This is a genomic window from uncultured Friedmanniella sp. (assembly GCF_964244005.1).
Taxonomy (GTDB): domain Bacteria; phylum Actinomycetota; class Actinomycetes; order Propionibacteriales; family Propionibacteriaceae; genus Microlunatus.
On the sequence record NZ_CAXTHG010000008.1, the window covers coordinates 1 to 17,164 of the forward strand.

The following is a 17,164-nucleotide window of genomic DNA, read 5'->3' on the forward strand; positions in this document are numbered from 1 at the left end:
CCCTACCTCTAACCCCTGTGACCCAGATCACTCACACAGACATCTTGACAGGCTCGGTTCCGCCGCACCCACTGCGTCCCGATGCCCGTGGTGGACTCGATCGCCGAGCTCAACGAACACCTCGCCGCGGCCGACGTCAAGGATGCCTATCGGCGCATCAGCAATCGGGTCCAGACCGTCGGCCACGACGCCGCGTTCGAACGCACCCTGCTCCGCCCGCTGCCGGTCGAGGCGTTTCCGACCTGGTTGACGTTGACGCCACGGGTCGACCGGTATGCCCGGGTCACCGTCCGCCAGGCCCAATACTCGGTCCCTGCCAGGCTGATCGGACGCCAGGTTCGGGTCCAGCTCGGTGCGTCTTCGGTGACGGTGTTCGACGGGCCGCGCCAGGTCGCGGTGCACGAGCGGGTCATCGCCCGGGGTGGGCAGTCGCTGATCTTGGACCACTACCTCGAGGTCCTGGCCCGCAAGCCCGGCGCTCTGCCCGGCGCGACCGCGCTGGCCCAGGCGCGGGCGGCTGGCACATTCACCCCCGCGCACGACGCGTTCTGGGCGATGGCCCGGTCCAAGCTCGGCGACAGTGCCGGCACTCGCGCATTGGTCGAGGTGCTGCTGCTGCACCGCCACATTCCCGCCGGCGACGTCGAGACCGGCCTGACCGCTGCGCTGCGGCTGCAGTCGCCCTCATCGGACGTCGTCGCCCTCGAGGCCCGCAAGGCCGACGGCCAGCCCGACACCGGCCCGGTCCCGTTCTCCCTCGCCCTCAAACGGCGGGCGCCGATCGACCACGGCCGCCACGGCCAGCCCGACCACCCCGTCGTCGTCCTCCCGACGGACCCGCGGCCGCTGCCGACGGTCCACCAGTACGACCAGCTCCTCACCCACAACACCACGACGAAAGCGCAGGCCATGTGATGAAGGACCAGACGTGGTGACCGGGCGGCGTCAACCGACGCAGCCGGCGGTCGAGGCCGCGATCGACGCCGGCTGCCGGACCCTGCGGTTGCCGACGATGCGGGCCCGGTTCGGTGAGGTCGCCGCCCAGGCCGAACGGGAGCAGCTGTCCTACCTCGGGTTCCTCGCCGAGCTGGTCATGGCCGAGTGCGACGACCGCACCATCCGACGCACCCAGCGCCGCCTGCACGCGGCCGGGTTCCCCAGGTCGAAGCGGCTCGACGACTTCGACTTCACCGCCAACCCCGTGCTGAACCCGGCCCTGATTGGCCAGCTCGCCACCAGCGACTGGGTCCGACAAGGACGGCCGCTCTGCCTGATCGGCGACTCCGGCACCGGCAAGAGGCACCTGCTCATCAGCCTCGGCACCGCCGCCGCCGAACGCGGCCACAGCGTCCGCTACGTCCTCGCCGCGAAACTCGTCAACGAGCTCGCCGAAGCCGCCGACGAACGGCAACTCGCCCGCACCATCGCCCGCTACGGCCGCTCCGACCTGCTCCCAATTGACGAGCTCGGCTACCTCCAGCTCGACCGCCGAGGAGCCGAACTGCTGTTTCAGGTTCTCACTGAGCGTGAGGAACGCTCGGCCGTCGCGATCGCGAGCAACGAGCCCTTCTCCGGCTGGACCAAGACCTTCACTGACCCCCGCCTCTGCGCCGCCATCGTCGACCGCCTCACCTATAACGGTCACATCATCGAGACCGGCACCACCAGCTACCGCCTCGCCCACGCCCGATCGCTGAGGCCTTCGGCCTCGGCCCAGTGAGGGCCAGGCGGCGTCTACGAGAACGAGGCCACCACCGTAATCTGGCCGACCAGATTGCGGTTCAACTCGTCAACATCTTCGGCTGGGATCCAGTACTCCAGGATCGTCCGACCGCCCACCTGGTGAACCTCATACCGATCGAGATACGCCTTCCGCACCTCGAACCGCGTCACGAACCCGGCCCCGCTAGCCCGCACGTTCCAATCCCGAGCGATCTTGGTCGCGTACTCCTCGTTCAACACCGGATAAAAGATCGGCTGCTCCGGCAACCGCGGCGGCCACGCTGACCAGCCAGCCGCCTCGACCAGAGCGAGCTCCTCGGGACCTACCGGACGCCACAACGTCACCGTCTCCACCGTCAACATCATCGTCTAAGACCCCAAGACCCCGCACCCTCAAATACCGGGGCCAGATCAAGCCGTCACACCGGGGCCAACTCGAGTTGACATAGCCATGCGTATCTCGCTGCGACCGACACTCGACCTGCAGCGTCGATGCAACAGACCCGCACTTCCTTCTTGGTGCCTTGCGGAGCGCCGACGAGGCACATTCGGTGACCTGCGTGTCCTCGCGCCGCCAAGTCACGGATGTTGCTGGCGGCGTGCGCCAGTGCATTACCGAAGTCGAGCGGAGTCTGCATTCGTTTGGTGGGATCGCGTCGCAGACCTGCTCGAACGACGGTGCCGACGCCCTGGGGGGCATGGGGCGCGAGGTCTCGAAGCTCGCGAAGCAGTCCCGCCTCGATGAGCTGCATCTGGTCGCGTCGCGATGGCTGGCGAACGCAACTCAACCCGCTTTCTGAGTTGGCGCAGACCTTTGAGCCTCAGATCAGGGTCCCTTGAGGTGCGCCGACGTTTGGTGGTGTTCGTCTGCACGTGTCGTCGTCTATCTCCGGCGCAAGGGATCTTGGACCAAAACTGAGACCACGCCTGGCGCACCGAGCAGTAATCGAACAGCGAGCGTCGACGTCTGCCCTGGTCAGCCTGGCGGAGGATACGAGATTCGAACTCGTGAGGGCGTGAACCCAACCCGCTTTCCAAGACTGCAAGTCGGGGTCCGCCGACGTCTGGTGCAGCGCTGTCGCGCTTGGCTCGTCGGCTTTGGGACGGTCGTGCACGGAGCCGGACGCAGAGAACTGAGACCAAAACTGAGACCGTCCAGAGGAGCGCAGTGAACGGCCCCCGATGAAGCCGGGTGGAGTATCCCATCGGGCTCGCCACGACCGCCGCAGGCGCTGGCTCGACGTGAGCGGTCTGAGCAGATAAGCGACTGGCGGGTCGTCCAACCCACCGCCCTGCGGATAGACAATGTCCTTTATCTATCCCCTGCGAAGGCCACGCCGGACAACTTGCCGTCCCCACATCGCTCTCAGGACGGGGCCGCCGGCCGCGGGGCGCTGGTCCGTGTGACTCGCTGCCGCCCAGCCCACTGCTCGACCTGTTAGTGGAGGGTAACGATGGCGTCGCCGATCTCTACTGTGACCCGCAACCTGCCGCCCAATGCTTCCACGTAAGACTCAAGCGTTCCGAGTTCCGTGTGTGCAAGATCGCCGCGCTCCAGTCTCGAAACATACCCCTGGGTTACGCCGATCGTTCTGGCCACCTGTACCTGGGTGGAGCCCTGCTCCTTACGGAGATCAACGAGGTGCTGTGCCCGAACTGCCTCATGCAGCTCCTTGCGAGCGTTGGTCACCTTCTGCTCGTCAATCAGCCCCGCCTCAACAACGCTGTGCCGAACGGTCGACCACGAACGCGCCATGTCAATCACTCCTACCGTAGTGGCCGTCGAGCCATGCGCTGTAGCGCTGCTCGGCGACCGGGATGTTATCTACGTACCACTCTTTCCAAGACCCGGCCTTATCCCCGGCAACCAATAGGACTGCTTGGCGTTTCGGATCGAAAACGAACAGGATCCGAATCGAGGTGCCGAGGGGACGTAACTCTTTTAGATTGTGCCGCTTCGACCCCTTCAGTCGATCCACAGCCGGACGTCCAAGGCTTGGGCCTTCGGCCTCCAACAGGTCGATGGCACCTGCAACTGCTTCCGCCTCGACTGGGTCGGACTTGACGAGGTTGAGGAACCAGTTGTCGACCTCGTCGAGCAGGATCACTTCCCACACCCCAAAAGTATTACCTACAAGGCATATGATGTCAAGGTCATACTAGCGCGGTGACAGCCTAGGTCCGCGTGGTGATGCTGTTCCAAGGCGTCACGTCGAGCGGTCCCGCAGCTGCCGACGATGAGGCGGTTGTTGACGATCCCCCCGGTCGCGCTCAACCGCGGCGTAGGCCGCGCCTGCTCACCGAGCGCTTGGCGATGGTCGGTCCTCCCGACATCTGCATCCGCCAGTTGGCCATCTCTGCACTGACGCCGTACGTCTCGGCCAGCGACTCGGCGGTCTTGCCTCTGATGGCGTGCGCCTTCGCCACCTCGGCTGGCACGAGTAAGGCGCCAGCCAGCTCGGTGGCTTCCTTCTCGTCAGATTTTGACGTTGCACCGCACCGTCCGGAGTCGTCCATCCAGGCGTCGGATAGTGCGTGCTCGGCGGCGAAGTGGGCGACCTCATGGGCGAGGTTCGACCGGGTTCGTTCCGCGGAGTGCGAGGGGTTGTAGATGACCAGGTGCTGCATGCCAGCTCGAGTGAGCGCAGCAGACCATGCCCCGGGTCGGTCGACGGTGAAGTGGTCCCGCGCCTCGGCGCTGATGTCGAGATCGTCGAGGGAGAGGAACGGCACGCCGTTGTCCTTCGACCACGCCCACGGGTCGAACGGCTCGAACCGGCCGCACCCGGTCTCCTCCCGGACCGCCTGGGCCAGCCGGCCGAGCTCCGCCTTGGTGCGCACTGCTACTGGTCGTCCTCGGCTTTCTGGCGCTGCTGCACGCTTTGGATCCCGGCCGAGAGGATGCTGTGCAGGAACGTCTTGTCGACCTCGTTAAGGTCGGACCGGGCTCGCAGCAGCGCAGCCACCGACGACTCCAGCGGCGCCTCCGGTCGTGCGCCGCTGTTCTCGGGTCCGCGTCGCGGGTCGATCAGGTAATCGTCAGCCCGGTGCCCCAACCACCGGGTGATGGCGGCAAAGGCCTCCAGATCGGGCCGCTGCCCGTTGCGTAGCCGGGTCAGCAGGGAGGGGCTGACGCCGATGCTGCCAGCCGCGGTGCGCCAGGAAATGTGATCGTTCTTCACGCGGTCTTCCATAGCCGCGGCTAGTGCTGCGACGTCGATGGACGAGCTAGCCATGTCGGGTCACGACGCGAACCTACACCGGCCGGAACAAGTGTTCCAGTTGCGCAATGCTTGTGGAACTGGAACACTTGTTTTCGAACTAGAACAGGAGGCACCATGCCAACCATCCACATCAATATCGACGACACGTCCTACGCCACCGCCGACGACGACCAGACCGCTGCCGCGCTGCTCCGCCTCGCCGGCCACGACCCGAAGTACTTCGATCTGTTCCGCATCCGGCACGGCGTCGAGGACCGCATCCACGACGCCCAGATCGTCGACCTAGCCGACGGTCAGCACTTCCGCGCCCGCCGCAAGCTGCACTTCAGCATCGACGGCGAGCAGCACACGACCTACGACGAGGACCAGACCGCAGGTGACCTGCTGCGCCTCGCCCAGGTCGATCCAGCCGGCTACGACCTCTCCCGGGTCTCCGACACTCCGGAGACCTTCAGCGCCGGACAGATCGTGACCATCCACAACGAGGATCAGTTCGTCACCGCCAAGCGCGTCGGCGGCGTCGCGTGACCGAGCCACCCGGCCGGGACCCGGTGTCCCTTGTGCCGCTGACGGCCGCGACGCCGGCGACGCCCACCGAGCGGTTCACGGCCGACATGGCCGCTGAGGGCGCCCCGATCCGCGGCGCGGGCAACCAGCTGCTGTTCGACGTGCTGGTCCCGTCCGGGCCGCTGGCCGGACAGACCGTGGCGACTGGAGTCAGCGTCTCGGAGGTCCAGGGCTGGCCGCTGTCCCCGCCGCACTGGGTGCACGTGCCCGACAGTGTGGTCATCGAGCCGACCAACAGCGACACCACCGACTGCCCACCCGGGTGGCGTCGTCACTCACGCGACCTCGGCCCCGTCGACCTCTCCATCCCGCTCGCCCGCACCTGGCTGCGGCACGTCCGAGGGCTGCTCGCCATCGCCCGCCCGGCAACCTGATGCGCTACTCGGTGGCCCTGACCCGCGACGTGGAGGCCGAACTACGGCAGTCGCTGGTCCGCGCCGACGGCCAGGAGGACGTGGTTGTCGCGACCTACCAGCCCTCGACCGGCCGCGCCCGCACCACCGCGCTGCTGCGCAGCATGGTGTTACCCGGTGAGGGCGACCGGCTGGTGCACGGCAACGCGTCGTTCACCAGCGGCTACGTGCTGCGCGCGGCCGCGCAGGCCCGCACCCGCGGCGAGGGCCTCGTGCTGCTCCACTCCCACCCCCGCGGGACCGGCTGGCAGCGACTGAGCGGCATGGACCACGACACCGAAGCCGACTACGAGCGGGTCGCGCGCAGCTTCACTGAGCTGCCGCTCGTCGGGATGACCCTGGCCGGACAAGACCTGGCCTGGTCGGCCCGGTTCTGGTCGGACCACCAGCAGCCCACTTGTGCTGAGTCGGTGCGTTCAGTCGACGAGCGGCTCACGATCAGCTGGAACGACGCGCTGCGACCCGCGCCGACCCCGACCGACTCCCAGCTGCGCACGGTGTCGGCCTGGGGCGAACGCGCCCAGGCATCCATTGCCCGGACGCGGGTCCTGGTGGTCGGTGTCGGCAGCGTCGGCCTCGACGTCGCCCAGCGGCTGGCTGCCACCGGCCTGCTCGACGTTGGCGTGATGGACATTGACGCGGTCGAGGTGGTCAACCTCGACCGCATGATCGGCGCGACCCGGCTTGACGCCGCAATCGGCCGGGCCAAAGTCGACGTCGCCACCCGCCTAATGACCACCGCCGCCACGGCCGCTCGGTTCATCCCCCATGTGCACGAGGCCAGCATCACCGACCCCGACGGCCTCGCAGCCGCCCTCGACTACGACGTCGTCTTCTCCTGCGTCGACCGGCCCTGGCCCCGTGCCGTACTCAACCTGATGGCCTACACCGACCTGATCCCGGTGATTGACGGCGGCATCGGTCTCGACCCGTTCCCCGACGGACGACTGCGCTCAGGAACCTGGCGCAGCCACACTCTCCTCCCGGGCCGGCCCTGCATGGCCTGCCTTGGCCAGCTCGACCTCGGCGAGCTGGCCCTCGACCGGCAGGGCCTGCTCGACGACCCGACCTACATCGCAAGCTCCGGCCGAACAGTCCCAGCCCGCCAGAACGTCGCCGCGCTTTCGGCCAGCGTGAGTGCCGCGCTACTCGCCCAGTTCGTCAGCCTGACCGCACACCCCGGCGGCCGCGGCGTCCCCGCCGCCCTGCGCTACCTGCTCGCGCCCCACCAACTCGAGCACTCCCAGGCCACCACCGCGGCGTGCTGCCCCTACGAGCCCCAAAGCGGCACCGGTGACCGGCGTCCCGCCCTGACCGAGCGCCAAGCCGGATGGCGACAGCTCGTCGCCGACCGCCATGCACGGCGCACTCCGCTGCGCCTGCAACCGGCTGTGCTGGCCGAGCGCTTTTTCCACAACCTGACTGGCCGCACCTAAGGGCCCGGTTCCCCTTCGCGACTCCAGCGCCGTTAGCCATCCGCTACGAGCCTTCGCACCGTTGGTCATACAGCTCCAGCCCCTCTTAAGCAGATCAAACGAGGCGATAAACGGCTGCGCAATCTGCCCAACATCCCCGGTTACGGTGCCGGTCGAGAGCCCCGTCGTCCGACTCGTGGGCCCGGTCTGCCCACGCATCCACATGGACCAGCCCAGCACATGAGCGTCACAACTCATCTGTCGCCATAACAGCCGAACCTGGTCCTGCTTGCCCCCGTCGGTGTACATGATCTTCGCTGCGGCGGCGATGTAGTCGGTCTGGTTGAGCGGTCTGTTCGTGCTTCGAACGGCGGCCAGCGAGGCCAGCCGCTCGTCGATCCAAGCTATCTGCGCCAGCACGGTCTGAAGCTCGGCTGAGGCCAAGTCGTGGAGCGTGGTGTTGGTTTGTTGAAACTTCCGCAACTGGACGTACATCTCCTGGATCACTTGATGACCTCGGTCACGACGCTCGAGATCGTCAACGGGGTCCAGCATCCACACGGCCTGCGCGGCACCAGCCAGAGCTCCACGCAAGACCGTGAAGTGGCTGCTGGGAAACAGGTGTCCGCCTTCAATCACGATCCAGGCCAGGCGCAGGTGCTCCCCTGCCGACGCAAGAGTTTGCCGAGCGGTCTCGCTGATGCGGTGAAACGGAAAGATCCGGTCGTCGGCGTGTAGTTGACTGCCGTTCTGAGGCACCTCGAGAGAGCCAACGCGGACCCGCCAACGATCGAGGTCGCTGGCACAAGCCTCCATCGCCTGGAGGTACGACTTGGTCTCGGGATCCATCCCGTAATCCAAGCCGATCATCCCCAATCGACGTAAGTCCGGTCCCGGTATCTTGTGAACACCTGGAGCCGCAGCACGGGGTTGGTCACCCGCAGCTCTGGCGGCGCCACGACGCCTGTCTCGCCGGCGGCGAGGCGCCGGTCGGTATCGGTGATGGCGGTGCCGTGGGCGGTGACCAGCGGGACGCCGTCGGTCCCGATCAGCTGTCGGGCCTGGCCGTGCTGGACGCTGGCCGTGACCTCGCGGGCCTCGGCGTTGGTGACCGGTCTGCAGCGGCTGCAGGACGCCGAGGTGGGCGTGGGCGGTGGCGAGGTAGCAGCGCTGGTACCAGGTGCCGGGCGGCGCGGTCCGCCTCGACCTTCCGCCTCTTCGGCCACAGCAGGATTCCGGCGACGACTCCGACCAGGACCAGGACGGCCGTGCCGGCGGCGGCCCAGGTGTCGGCGGGAGTCCAGCGGGCGTGGCCGCGGACCAGGTCGACGAACAGCCGCAGCGGGTCACCGGGGGCCGGCCGCCTTCCGGTTGTCGGCCTCGGAGCTCATCGACTGCAGGTCGCGCAGCGAGTGGGTGACAAGAATGTTCCCGACCCCGGCCGCCCGGTTGAGGCGGGTGACCGAGTCGACCTTGTCGACCAGACCGGCGCCCTCCAGCCTCATCGGCCGCCACAGCTCGTCCAAGACGACCAGGTAGTTCCGTTGCGGCGTCAGGCCGGCGTCGGTCAACGCATTCGCAGTCTCCACCGCCGCGAACGTCTCGCCCCAGCTCGCCAGCATCACCGAGGCCAGGATGCTCTCCGACTGACGGCTGATCGCGGAGATGTCGATGCTCACCGTGGGCGCGTCCGTCCGCAGCCGATCGGTGGTCTGGCCGTCGTACAGCCGGCCCAGCGGTCCCTCCAGCACCGCCTGCAGGGACCGCTGCAACCCCGTCGCCAGCTCCTGGTAGTCCGCAGCGTCCTTCGCCAGGACCGCGGTCAGCATGCCGTCGGTGGGGTTCTGGACGACCCGGACCAGGTCCGACCAAGTTGGGGCTGCTCTCTTGCGACGGAACGCGAGGTCGAGGGCCCACACCGCTGTTGTCAGGAGGGTGACCTCCCAGGTCCCGACCGGCTGCCGGCGGACGAGCTGCACCTTGGCGGAGACCGCGTCCACCACCCGGCCGACCGCTAGCTCGCGCAGCGCCTGGCCTCGGCTGCCGCCAATGCGTCGGGCAGCGTCACCCATCGCACCGAGGTCGAGCAGGTTGAGCCGGTAGCCCTTGCCGAACTCCATCACCTGGCCGCCGAGAGGCCCAACCAGCGGGCTGTACTCCGCCTTTAGGTCGGTTACCAGAGACGCGACGCCCTGGTGCGCCAGACCGACGATCTGACGGCCCGCGAACGACGACTTACCGAACCCCGGCAGCTCGAACACCGCCATCGAAGGTGAAGACATGAAGCCATTCCGGAACCAACGAGAGCGGGTCGCAGCACACGGTGGCCCCGGTGACCAGGTCAGGACCGATCGGCATGCCGATGTTGGGCCGGTTGGAGCCGGCCGCCATGGCCACAGACCGCAGGTCTGGACGCTGGTCCCTTGGTACTCGGCGAGGTCGGCGTCATCTCCGCCCGGCTTCCTATCGCGAAGGCAACAGCGGCTTCGGGGAGGCCGCGGAACTTGGCTTGGCTGCAGTGAGTGAGCTGCGGTGGGCAGCGTGGACGGCGTCCAGTACCGAGGTGGCGATATGTCCGCGAGAACTGCTAGCGAGCCGACGGTCGAGCGCAGCGTCAAGAAGCCAACAGCCCAGAAGATGCGAAGCGACCACGCCGGGTCCGAGCCCTCGCACCGAGACTGTCTGGCGACCGCTCGCGATCGTGGACGAACGCGATCAACCCGCTTTCCGAGTTGGCCGCAGACCTTTGAGCCTCAGATCAGGGTCCCTTGAGGTGCGCCGACGTTTGGTGGTGTTCGTCTGCACGTGTCGTCGTCTATCTCCGGCGCAAGGGATCTTGGACCAAAACTGAGACCACGCCTGGCGCACCGAGCAGTAATCGAACAGCGAGCGTCGACGTCTGCCCTGGTCAGCCTGGCGGAGGATACGAGATTCGAACTCGTGAGGGCGTGAACCCAACCCGCTTTCCAAGCGAGCGCCATAGGCCTCTAGGCGAATCCTCCGCGCGGAACCTTACCCGGTGACCCGAGCCGGGACGAAACCGAGAACGGCCCTCCGCCACGCGGAGCGGGCCCGGACCGATCCCGTACACTCGTTTTCGGTCCCCCGCGTGGCGGCATCTCGCCCAACTCCCCCAGGGCTTGACGGCAGCAAGGGTAAGTGAGCTCTGTCGGGTGCGCGGGGGGCTCCTCACACCGGCCGGCTCAGAGCAGGCCGTGCAGCCCGAGGATGCGGTCCAGCTCGGCGCGGCCACCGTCACGCGCGAACAGCTCAGCCCGCAGGCCCAGCTCTGCGGCCGACTCGACGTTCACCAGCGTGTCGTCCATGAACAGTGCGTCCTCGGCCGCCACCCCGAGCGCGTCCAGGACGTGCCGGAAATAGTCGGGGTCCGGCTTGGCCAGGCCGATCTCGCAGGAGTAGAAGTGCGCGTCGAACAGGTCGTCGTACGGCAGGTTCGCCCGCATCCACGCCGCCCGCTGCTCGGCCTGGTTGGTGGTCAGGGCCCGGATGATGCCGCGGCCGGCCAGGGAACGGACGCCGTCGAGGACCGCCTCGTCCACCTCGATGTTCTGCCAGACCTCGAGGACCTCGTGCACCTCGAGGTCGGTGTCGTGGTCGTCGAGCACCTGGACCAGCGAGTCCGCCAGGTCAATCTCCCCCGTCATCGTCGGCTTCTCGGCTTGGGCGATGGCGTCGTGCAGGCGGTCGGTCTCCGGACCTTCCTCGCCCGATCGTTCGCTGAGCTCGTCGCGCCACTCGACGGTCATGTGCTGCAGCACCCCGTCGGCGTCGAAGAGGATCGCGCGCGGAGGGACGGCCATATCGCCCATCCTCTCAGCCGGGCTGGGCGCCGGCGTCCTGTACCCGCCGCAGCAGGCCCATGGCGTCGTACGGGGCCCGGACCTTGACGTCGTTGTCGCAGTAGACGTAGCCGTCCAGGCCGGCGGCGGCCCAACCCCGCAGCTTGGCCGCCCAGCCGTCGAGCGCCGCGTCGGAGTAGCCGCTCGCGTACAGCTCCTCGTGCCCGTGCAGCCGGACGTACATGAAGTCACTGGTCACTTCTTCGATGATCGGCCACTTGCCCGGGTTGTCCGCGACGACGAGCCCGATGTCGTGCGCCCGCAGCAGGGCGTAGAAGGCGGGGTCGCGAAAGGTCTCGTGCCGCACCTCGACGGCGTGCCGCAGCCGGAGCCCCGGGTCGGCCGCGGTGGTCAGGGCCTGGTCCTCGGGCACCCGCGCGTCGTGGAAGGCGGCGAGCGCCGCGGCCTCGCCGGCGGTCCGGGGGAGCAGGTCGAAGAAGGTGGCCATCCGTTCGGCGTCGTAGCCGAGGTTGGGCGGCAGCTGCCACAGGAACGGGCCCAGCCGCCGGCCCAAGGCCAGCACGCCGGAAGCGTAGAAGTTGGCGAGCGGCACCGCGACGTCACCCAGCTTCTTCAGGTGGGTGATGAAGCGCGGACCCTTGACGGCAAAGACGAAGTCCTCGGGCACGGACGCGGCCCAGCTCGCGAAGCTGGTCGGCCGCTGCCGGGCGTAGAAGGTCCCGTTGATCTCCAGGCTGTTCAGCCGTTCCGCGACGTAGCCCAGCTCGCGCCGGTGCACCAGACCGGGCGGATAGAAGCTGCCCCGCCACGGCGGGTAGGTCCAGCCCGAGATGCCGACCCGGACGTCACCCCCGCCTCACCCCCGCCTCGACCGGCTGCGCGACGGCGTGCCCCGCTTCGCCGGTCTGGACCGCCCAGAGCGCGGCGTACAGGCCGCCCGCGTCCACCAGCTCGTCGTGGCTGCCGGCTTCGGCCACCCGACCCTCGGCCAGCACCCAGATCCGGTCCGCGTCGCGCACGGTCGACAGGCGGTGCGCGACGACCAGTGCGGTCCGGTGCGCGGTGACCGCGGCCAGCGAGCGTTGGATGGCCGCCTCGGTCTCGTTGTCGACGGCCGAGGTCGCTTCGTCCAGCACCAGGACAGCGGGATCGCGCAGGATCGCCCTGGCCAAGGCGATCCGCTGCCGCTGCCCGCCCGAGAGGGTCAGTCCGCGTTCGCCCACCACGGTGTCGTAGCCCTGCGCCAGGGCCTCGATGAAGCCCGACGCCTCGGCCAGCCGGGCGGCCTCGCGGACGTCGGCCTCGCTCGCGTCCGGCCGGCCGTAGGCGATGTTCTCGCGCACCGTGCCGTGGAAGAGGAAGACGTCCTGGCTGACGTAGCCGATCGCTCCCCGCAACGAGTCCCAGGACAGGGTGCGGACGTCGGTGCCGTCCAGCAGCACCTCACCCTCGCGCGGGTCGGAGAAGCGCAGCACGAGCCGCAGCACGCTCGACTTGCCGGCCCCGGTCGCTCCGACGACGGCGTGCGTCTCGCCGGCCGGGACCACGAGGTCAAGACCCTGCAGGACGTCGGGCCCGTCGGCGTACCCGAAGCGGACGCCGCGCAGCTCGAGCCGGCCGCGGACCGGGCGCTCCAGCGCGGCCGGGCCCGGCTGCTGCTGCCCGCGCTCCTCCATCAGGGCAAAGATCCGCCGGGTCGAGGCCATGGCGCGCTGGTAGAGGTCGAGGGTCTCGCCCAGGTCCGTCAGCGGCCAGAGCAGCCGCTGGGTCATGAAGACCAGCACGGTGTACAGGCCGATCTCGAGCCGCCCGTCGAGGACCAACCAGCCGCCCAGCAGCAGCGTCGAGGTGAAGCCGACGAGGATCGCCATCCGGATCAGCGGCACGAACGCGGCTGAGGACCGGATGGCCGCTGTGTTGGCGTCCAGGTAGCCCTGGCTGACGGCACGGACCCGTTCGACCTCACGGCTCTCTGCGGTGAAGGCCTTGATGGTGCTGAGCCCGCCCAGGTTGGTCGAGACGGTGGCACTCACGTCGCCGGCAGCCTCGCGCACCCGCTTGTACCGAGGTTCGAGGATGCGCTGGAACCGGATCGAGCCCCAGACGATGACCGGCACCGGCAGGAAGGCCAGCACCATCAGCGGCCACGACGAGGCCGCGAAGACGGCGCCGACGAAGACCACCGTCCAGAAGGTGTGCAGGATGACGCGCGCACCGACGTCGAGGAACCGCTCGAGCTGGTTGACGTCCTCGCTGATCACCGACAGGACCCGGCCCGGCGCGGAGCCCTCGTGCCAGGAGACGTCGAGCTCCTGCACGTTCGCGTACGTCTGGACCCGCAGCTCGTGCTCGACGGACTGCGACAGCCCGCGCCACAGCACGGCCGCCAGGTAGTCCGTCGCCGACTCGATCACCCAGACGACGACGTTGATCACGGCCACGGCGACCAGCTGGCCGAAGCGGCTCTCGATGCCGAACAGGGACGAGGCGAACGAGTCGGCGCCCCGGACGACGATGTCGACCGCCACGCCGAGCAGCAGCTCCGGGGCGACGTCAGCGGCGGTGTTGACCGTGGTGGCCGCGACCGCCGCGACGACCCGAGGACGGTGCCGGCGGTGGTGACGCCAGAGGGCACGCAGGGGCTGAGGGTCGTTGCGCACAGCTGAGGGTAGCCATAGCTGGACCCCCGCAGCTGGCACCGGCCGGGCTTGCGGCGGTCCTGCGGCGCCGACTCGTCCACGAGAACTGTCAGTCCCGGGGCATATGGTTCTCGACGTGGAGGACGCCCTGCTCGAGACCGAGCACAGCCCAGACGATGCGCTGTTCGACGACGGCGCGTCCTCAGCCGAGCGCGCACCGTTGGCCCTCTATCGCCGCTACCGCCCGGACACCTTTGCGGACGTGATCGGCCAGGAGCACGTCACCGAGCCGCTGCAGCGGGCCCTGACCAACAACCGGGTCAACCACGCGTACCTGTTCTCCGGTCCCCGGGGCTGCGGCAAGACCACCTCGGCCCGCATCCTCGCCCGCTGCCTCAACTGCGAGCAGGGCCCGGTCGCCGAGCCGTGCGGACGCTGCCGCTCCTGCCGCGACCTGGCCCGCGGTGCGGCCGGCAGCATCGACGTGATCGAGATCGACGCCGCCAGCCACGGTGGAGTGGACGACGCGCGCGACCTCCGCGAACGGGCCTTCTTCGCTCCCGTGCAGAGCCGCTACAAGATCTACATCGTCGACGAGGCGCACATGGTGACCACGGCGGGCTTCAACGCCCTGCTGAAGCTGGTCGAGGAGCCGCCGCCGCACGTCAAGTTCATCTTCGCCACCACCGAGCCGGACAAGGTGATCGGTACCATCCGGTCGCGCACCCACCACTACCCGTTCCGGCTGGTACCGCCGCGGGTGCTGACCGACTACCTAGCCAAGCTCTGCGCGGCCGAGGGCATCACGGTCGAACCGGCCGTGCTGCCACTGGTCGTCCGGGCCGGGGCCGGTTCGGTGCGGGACTCGCTGTCGGTGCTCGACCAGCTGCTGGGCGGCGCCGAGGAGTCCGGCGTCGGCTACCGGCAGGCCACGGCCCTGCTCGGCTACACCCCCGACTCACTGCTGGACGAGTTCGTCGACGCGTTCGCCGCCGGAGACGCCGGAGGGGTGTTCTCCTGCGTCGACAAGGTGATCGAGGTGGGTCAGGACCCGCGCCGGTTTGCCGAGGACCTGCTGCGGCGCCTCCGTGACCTGGTGATCGTGGCGGCGGTACCGGACGCTCTGCGCTCGGGCCTGGTCGACGTCGCGGCTGACCAGGCGGAACGGCTGTCCTCGCAGGCGGCCGCGCTCGGGCCCGGCGAGCTGACCCGGGCCGCGGAGGTGCTCGCGGCCGGCCTGACCGACATGCGGGGGACGACCGCGCCCCGGCTGCACCTGGAGCTGATGTGCGCGCGGGTGCTGCTGCCCGGCGCCGACGTCGACCAGCGGGGGGTCCACGCCCGGCTCGACCGGCTCGAACGTCGGCTGGGGATGCCGGCCGCCGCCCCCGGCACGGTGACCAGCCCCGCCGCGCCCCCAGAACGGGCCGCCGCGGCGACCCCGCCGGCCAGCGTCGTCCCGTCCACCGCATCAGCGCCGGTGACGCCTACCGACGTCGAGGTGGAACAGCCAACGGTCGCTCCGGCCGCCGTGCCGCCGACACCCGAGCCCGCGAGCGGCGGCCCGTCGGACTTCCGCGGACCCGCGGGTGGTGAGTCCGACGACACCGAGCTCGGGCCGGCCGAGGAGCCGGCGGCGAGCGCCAGTGCCGGAGCGGGCGCTCAGCTGACGGTGACCGACGTCCGCCGGCTCTGGCCCGAGGTGCTCGAGGAGGTCAAGGGCAAGCGCCGGTTCACCTGGATCCTGCTCAGCCAGAACGCGCAGGTCGCCGAGCTGCGGAACGGCGTGATGGCGCTGGCCATGGCCAACGTCGGCGCCCGCGACAGCTTTTCCCGCGGCGGCAACGAGGACGTCCTGCGCGAGGCGCTCGTCGTGGTCCTGGGCGCCGACTTCCGGATCGAGACCATCGTCGAGGGCGGTCCCAGCTCACCCACCCCGGCGGTCCGACCTGCGCCGGTGAGCGAGTCGGCTGCCGCCTCGTGGAACGCACCCGCCCCCCCGCCTGCCCAGGCGCCGGCGGCCGAGGTTCCCGCCGAGCCGTCGCCGACCGCCGCGGCCCACCCCAACGACACGGCCCACCCCAACGACACGGCGGACCGCGCACGTGCTCGGTCGCAGATCCGGCCGACCCGGCAGGGGACGGCGGTCGGTGGGGCGGACGACGAGCGCGACGCCGTGGCCAGCCGGCTGGACAGCGACCTGGAGGACTCGACGGAGTCCCACACCGAGCTGCTCGCCCGCCACCTCGGCGCCGAGATCATCGGCGAGGAGGAGGAACGCGCATAGGCTGGCCTGGACAGCCGCACGGCCGTGAGCACGACCCGAGCAACGTAGGACCGAGGAGCGCGACGATGATTCCCGAAGGTGACATGTCCGGCTTCTTGGCCCAGGCCCAGGCCATGCAGCAGCAGCTGCTCGACGCCCAGAGCGAGCTCGCCGAGGCGCGGGTCGAGGGCACGTCCGGAGGTGACCTGGTGACTGCCACCATCACCGGCTCGGGTGAGCTGGTCGGTCTGGTGATCAAGCCCGAGGCCGTCGACCCCGACGACACCGAGACCCTCGCCGACCTGGTCCTGGCGGCCGTTCGCGACGCCACGGGCAAGTCCCAGGCGCTGGCCGCGGCCAAGCTGGGTCCGCTGGCCGGCGGCATGGGCGGCGGGCTGCCCTTCTGATCAGGCCCGCCGCTCGGCGGGTCGACGGCGGGCTGCCTCTCGGCAGCCGCTCGCAGCAGGACCAGCAGGTGGAGGAGCAGGAGTGTACGAAGGTCCGGTCCAGGATCTGATCGACGAGCTCGGGAGGCTGCCCGGTATCGGGCCGAAGAGCGCCCAGCGGCTGGCCTTCCACATCCTCGCCGCCGACCCGGACGACGTGATGCGGCTGGCGGACGTGCTCAAGCTGGTCAAGGACACGGTCCGGTTCTGCGAGATCTGCTTCAACGTCTCCGAAGAGGCCCAGTGTCGGGTCTGCCGCGACCCGCGGCGCGACCTGGCGACGATCTGCGTCGTCGAGGAGTCCAAGGACGTCGTCGCGGTCGAGCGCACCCGGGAGTTCCGAGGTCGCTACCACGTCCTCGGCGGGGCCATCAGCCCCATCGACGGCATCGGCCCGGCCGACCTGAAGGTCCGCGAGCTCTGCCTGCGGTTGGCCGACGGCACGGTCACTGAGGTCATCCTGGCCACCGACCCCAACCTCGAGGGTGAGGCGACCGCGACGTACCTGAGCCGGTTGCTGCTGCCGTTGGGCGTCCGGGTCAGCCGGTTGGCGAGCGGGCTGCCGGTGGGCGGCGACCTCGAGTACGCCGACGAGGTCACCCTCGGCCGGGCGTTCGAGGGCCGTAGGTTTGTAGAAGTGTGACCAGCGTC

The 17,164-nt window shown here is 69.2% G+C and carries 20 protein-coding genes, 1 tRNA gene and 1 other RNA gene; 11 read left to right on the plus strand and 11 right to left on the minus strand.

What is annotated here, in order from left to right; translation table 11 throughout:
- Positions 1-81 precede the first annotated feature (81 nt).
- On the plus strand, positions 82-915 hold the full coding sequence (locus tag ACFE76_RS06700; RefSeq protein WP_375430971.1) for a hypothetical protein: 834 nt from the start codon (positions 82-84) through the stop codon (positions 913-915).
- Positions 916-931: 16 nt separating this feature from the next.
- Positions 932-1,720, plus strand: a complete 789-nt coding sequence (istB, locus tag ACFE76_RS06705; protein ID WP_375430972.1) for an IS21-like element helper ATPase IstB — start codon at positions 932-934, stop codon at positions 1,718-1,720.
- A 14-nt stretch (positions 1,721-1,734) separates the two neighbouring features.
- Here the strand turns inward: istB and ACFE76_RS06710 are convergent, their stop codons facing one another.
- Positions 1,735-2,076 (minus strand): hypothetical protein, encoded by a 342-nt coding sequence (locus ACFE76_RS06710; RefSeq protein WP_375430973.1) that lies wholly within the window; start codon positions 2,074-2,076, stop codon positions 1,735-1,737.
- 197 nt (positions 2,077-2,273) lie between these two features.
- Between ACFE76_RS06710 and ACFE76_RS06715 the strand changes: the two genes are divergently transcribed.
- Positions 2,274-2,522: a hypothetical protein gene (locus tag ACFE76_RS06715; protein ID WP_375430974.1), complete on the plus strand. Its 249-nt coding sequence runs from the start codon at positions 2,274-2,276 to the stop codon at positions 2,520-2,522.
- Between the two features lie 638 nt (positions 2,523-3,160).
- Here ACFE76_RS06715 and ACFE76_RS06720 read toward each other — a convergent pair.
- From ACFE76_RS06720 to ACFE76_RS06735, 4 genes are all read right to left on the minus strand, one after another.
- Entirely contained in the window at positions 3,161-3,478 is a 318-nt protein-coding gene (locus ACFE76_RS06720) for a helix-turn-helix domain-containing protein (protein ID WP_375430975.1), read from the minus strand.
- A gap of 1 nt (position 3,479) precedes the next feature.
- Positions 3,480-3,839 carry a type II toxin-antitoxin system RelE/ParE family toxin gene (locus ACFE76_RS06725; RefSeq protein ID WP_375430976.1) on the minus strand — a complete coding sequence of 120 codons (360 nt, stop codon included), beginning with the start codon at positions 3,837-3,839 and terminating at the stop codon, positions 3,480-3,482.
- 154 nt (positions 3,840-3,993) lie between these two features.
- Positions 3,994-4,563 carry an ImmA/IrrE family metallo-endopeptidase gene (locus ACFE76_RS06730; protein WP_375430977.1) on the minus strand — a complete coding sequence of 190 codons (570 nt, stop codon included), beginning with the start codon at positions 4,561-4,563 and terminating at the stop codon, positions 3,994-3,996.
- Between the two features lie 2 nt (positions 4,564-4,565).
- On the minus strand, positions 4,566-4,916 hold the full coding sequence (locus ACFE76_RS06735; protein WP_375430978.1) for a hypothetical protein: 351 nt from the start codon (positions 4,914-4,916) through the stop codon (positions 4,566-4,568).
- A gap of 144 nt (positions 4,917-5,060) precedes the next feature.
- Here ACFE76_RS06735 and ACFE76_RS06740 point away from each other — a divergent pair, with 144 nt between their 5' ends.
- The 4 genes from ACFE76_RS06740 (at position 5,061) to ACFE76_RS06755 (ending at position 8,079) form a co-directional block, all read left to right on the plus strand.
- The gene (locus tag ACFE76_RS06740) at positions 5,061-5,474 is read left to right on the plus strand and encodes a hypothetical protein (protein WP_375430979.1); all 414 of its coding nucleotides are present in this window, start codon (positions 5,061-5,063) and stop codon (positions 5,472-5,474) included.
- On the plus strand, positions 5,471-5,887 hold the full coding sequence (locus ACFE76_RS06745) for a hypothetical protein (RefSeq protein WP_375430980.1): 417 nt from the start codon (positions 5,471-5,473) through the stop codon (positions 5,885-5,887). Before ACFE76_RS06740 ends, ACFE76_RS06745 begins: the two co-directional genes overlap by 4 nt.
- Positions 5,887-7,362 (plus strand): ThiF family adenylyltransferase, encoded by a 1,476-nt coding sequence (locus ACFE76_RS06750; protein WP_375430981.1) that lies wholly within the window; start codon positions 5,887-5,889, stop codon positions 7,360-7,362. Before ACFE76_RS06745 ends, ACFE76_RS06750 begins: the two co-directional genes overlap by 1 nt.
- A gap of 489 nt (positions 7,363-7,851) precedes the next feature.
- Positions 7,852-8,079 (plus strand): hypothetical protein, encoded by a 228-nt coding sequence (locus ACFE76_RS06755; protein ID WP_375430982.1) that lies wholly within the window; start codon positions 7,852-7,854, stop codon positions 8,077-8,079.
- Positions 8,080-8,207: 128 nt separating this feature from the next.
- Here ACFE76_RS06755 and ACFE76_RS06760 read toward each other — a convergent pair whose 3' ends face one another.
- The 3 genes from ACFE76_RS06760 to ACFE76_RS06770 all read right to left on the minus strand — a co-directional run bounded on the left by ACFE76_RS06760 (position 8,208) and on the right by ACFE76_RS06770 (position 10,343).
- Complete coding sequence (locus tag ACFE76_RS06760) at positions 8,208-8,567, minus strand: hypothetical protein (RefSeq protein ID WP_375430983.1); 360 nt, start codon at positions 8,565-8,567, stop codon at positions 8,208-8,210.
- A 120-nt stretch (positions 8,568-8,687) separates the two neighbouring features.
- Positions 8,688-9,623 (minus strand): hypothetical protein, encoded by a 936-nt coding sequence (locus ACFE76_RS06765; RefSeq protein WP_375430984.1) that lies wholly within the window; start codon positions 9,621-9,623, stop codon positions 8,688-8,690.
- 632 nt (positions 9,624-10,255) lie between these two features.
- Positions 10,256-10,343, minus strand: a tRNA-Ser gene (locus ACFE76_RS06770).
- A gap of 94 nt (positions 10,344-10,437) precedes the next feature.
- On the opposite strand from ACFE76_RS06770, the gene ffs reads away from it, so the two are divergent.
- An RNA gene (ffs, locus tag ACFE76_RS06775) (signal recognition particle sRNA small type) lies at positions 10,438-10,534 on the plus strand.
- A 10-nt stretch (positions 10,535-10,544) separates the two neighbouring features.
- Here the strand turns inward: ffs and ACFE76_RS06780 are convergent.
- The 3 genes from ACFE76_RS06780 to ACFE76_RS06790 are packed head-to-tail and all read right to left on the minus strand — an operon-like array spanning position 10,545 to position 13,822.
- Positions 10,545-11,162, minus strand: coding sequence for an HAD family hydrolase (locus tag ACFE76_RS06780; protein ID WP_375430985.1), 618 nt, complete (start codon positions 11,160-11,162; stop codon positions 10,545-10,547).
- Positions 11,163-11,175: 13 nt separating this feature from the next.
- The gene (locus ACFE76_RS06785) at positions 11,176-11,994 is read right to left on the minus strand and encodes a DUF72 domain-containing protein (protein ID WP_375431118.1); all 819 of its coding nucleotides are present in this window, start codon (positions 11,992-11,994) and stop codon (positions 11,176-11,178) included.
- 13 nt (positions 11,995-12,007) lie between these two features.
- Positions 12,008-13,822 carry an ABC transporter ATP-binding protein gene (locus ACFE76_RS06790; protein ID WP_375430986.1) on the minus strand — a complete coding sequence of 605 codons (1,815 nt, stop codon included), beginning with the start codon at positions 13,820-13,822 and terminating at the stop codon, positions 12,008-12,010.
- A gap of 103 nt (positions 13,823-13,925) precedes the next feature.
- Here ACFE76_RS06790 and ACFE76_RS06795 point away from each other — a divergent pair, with 103 nt between their 5' ends.
- The 3 genes from ACFE76_RS06795 to recR all read left to right on the plus strand — a co-directional run bounded on the left by ACFE76_RS06795 (position 13,926) and on the right by recR (position 17,156).
- The gene (locus ACFE76_RS06795) at positions 13,926-16,088 is read left to right on the plus strand and encodes a DNA polymerase III subunit gamma and tau (protein WP_375430987.1); all 2,163 of its coding nucleotides are present in this window, start codon (positions 13,926-13,928) and stop codon (positions 16,086-16,088) included.
- 65 nt (positions 16,089-16,153) lie between these two features.
- A complete protein-coding gene (locus ACFE76_RS06800; RefSeq protein WP_375430988.1) occupies positions 16,154-16,474 on the plus strand; it encodes a YbaB/EbfC family nucleoid-associated protein in 321 nt (106 codons plus the stop codon).
- A gap of 82 nt (positions 16,475-16,556) precedes the next feature.
- Positions 16,557-17,156 (plus strand): recombination mediator RecR, encoded by a 600-nt coding sequence (gene recR, locus ACFE76_RS06805; protein ID WP_375430989.1) that lies wholly within the window; start codon positions 16,557-16,559, stop codon positions 17,154-17,156.
- Positions 17,157-17,164 lie beyond the last annotated feature (8 nt).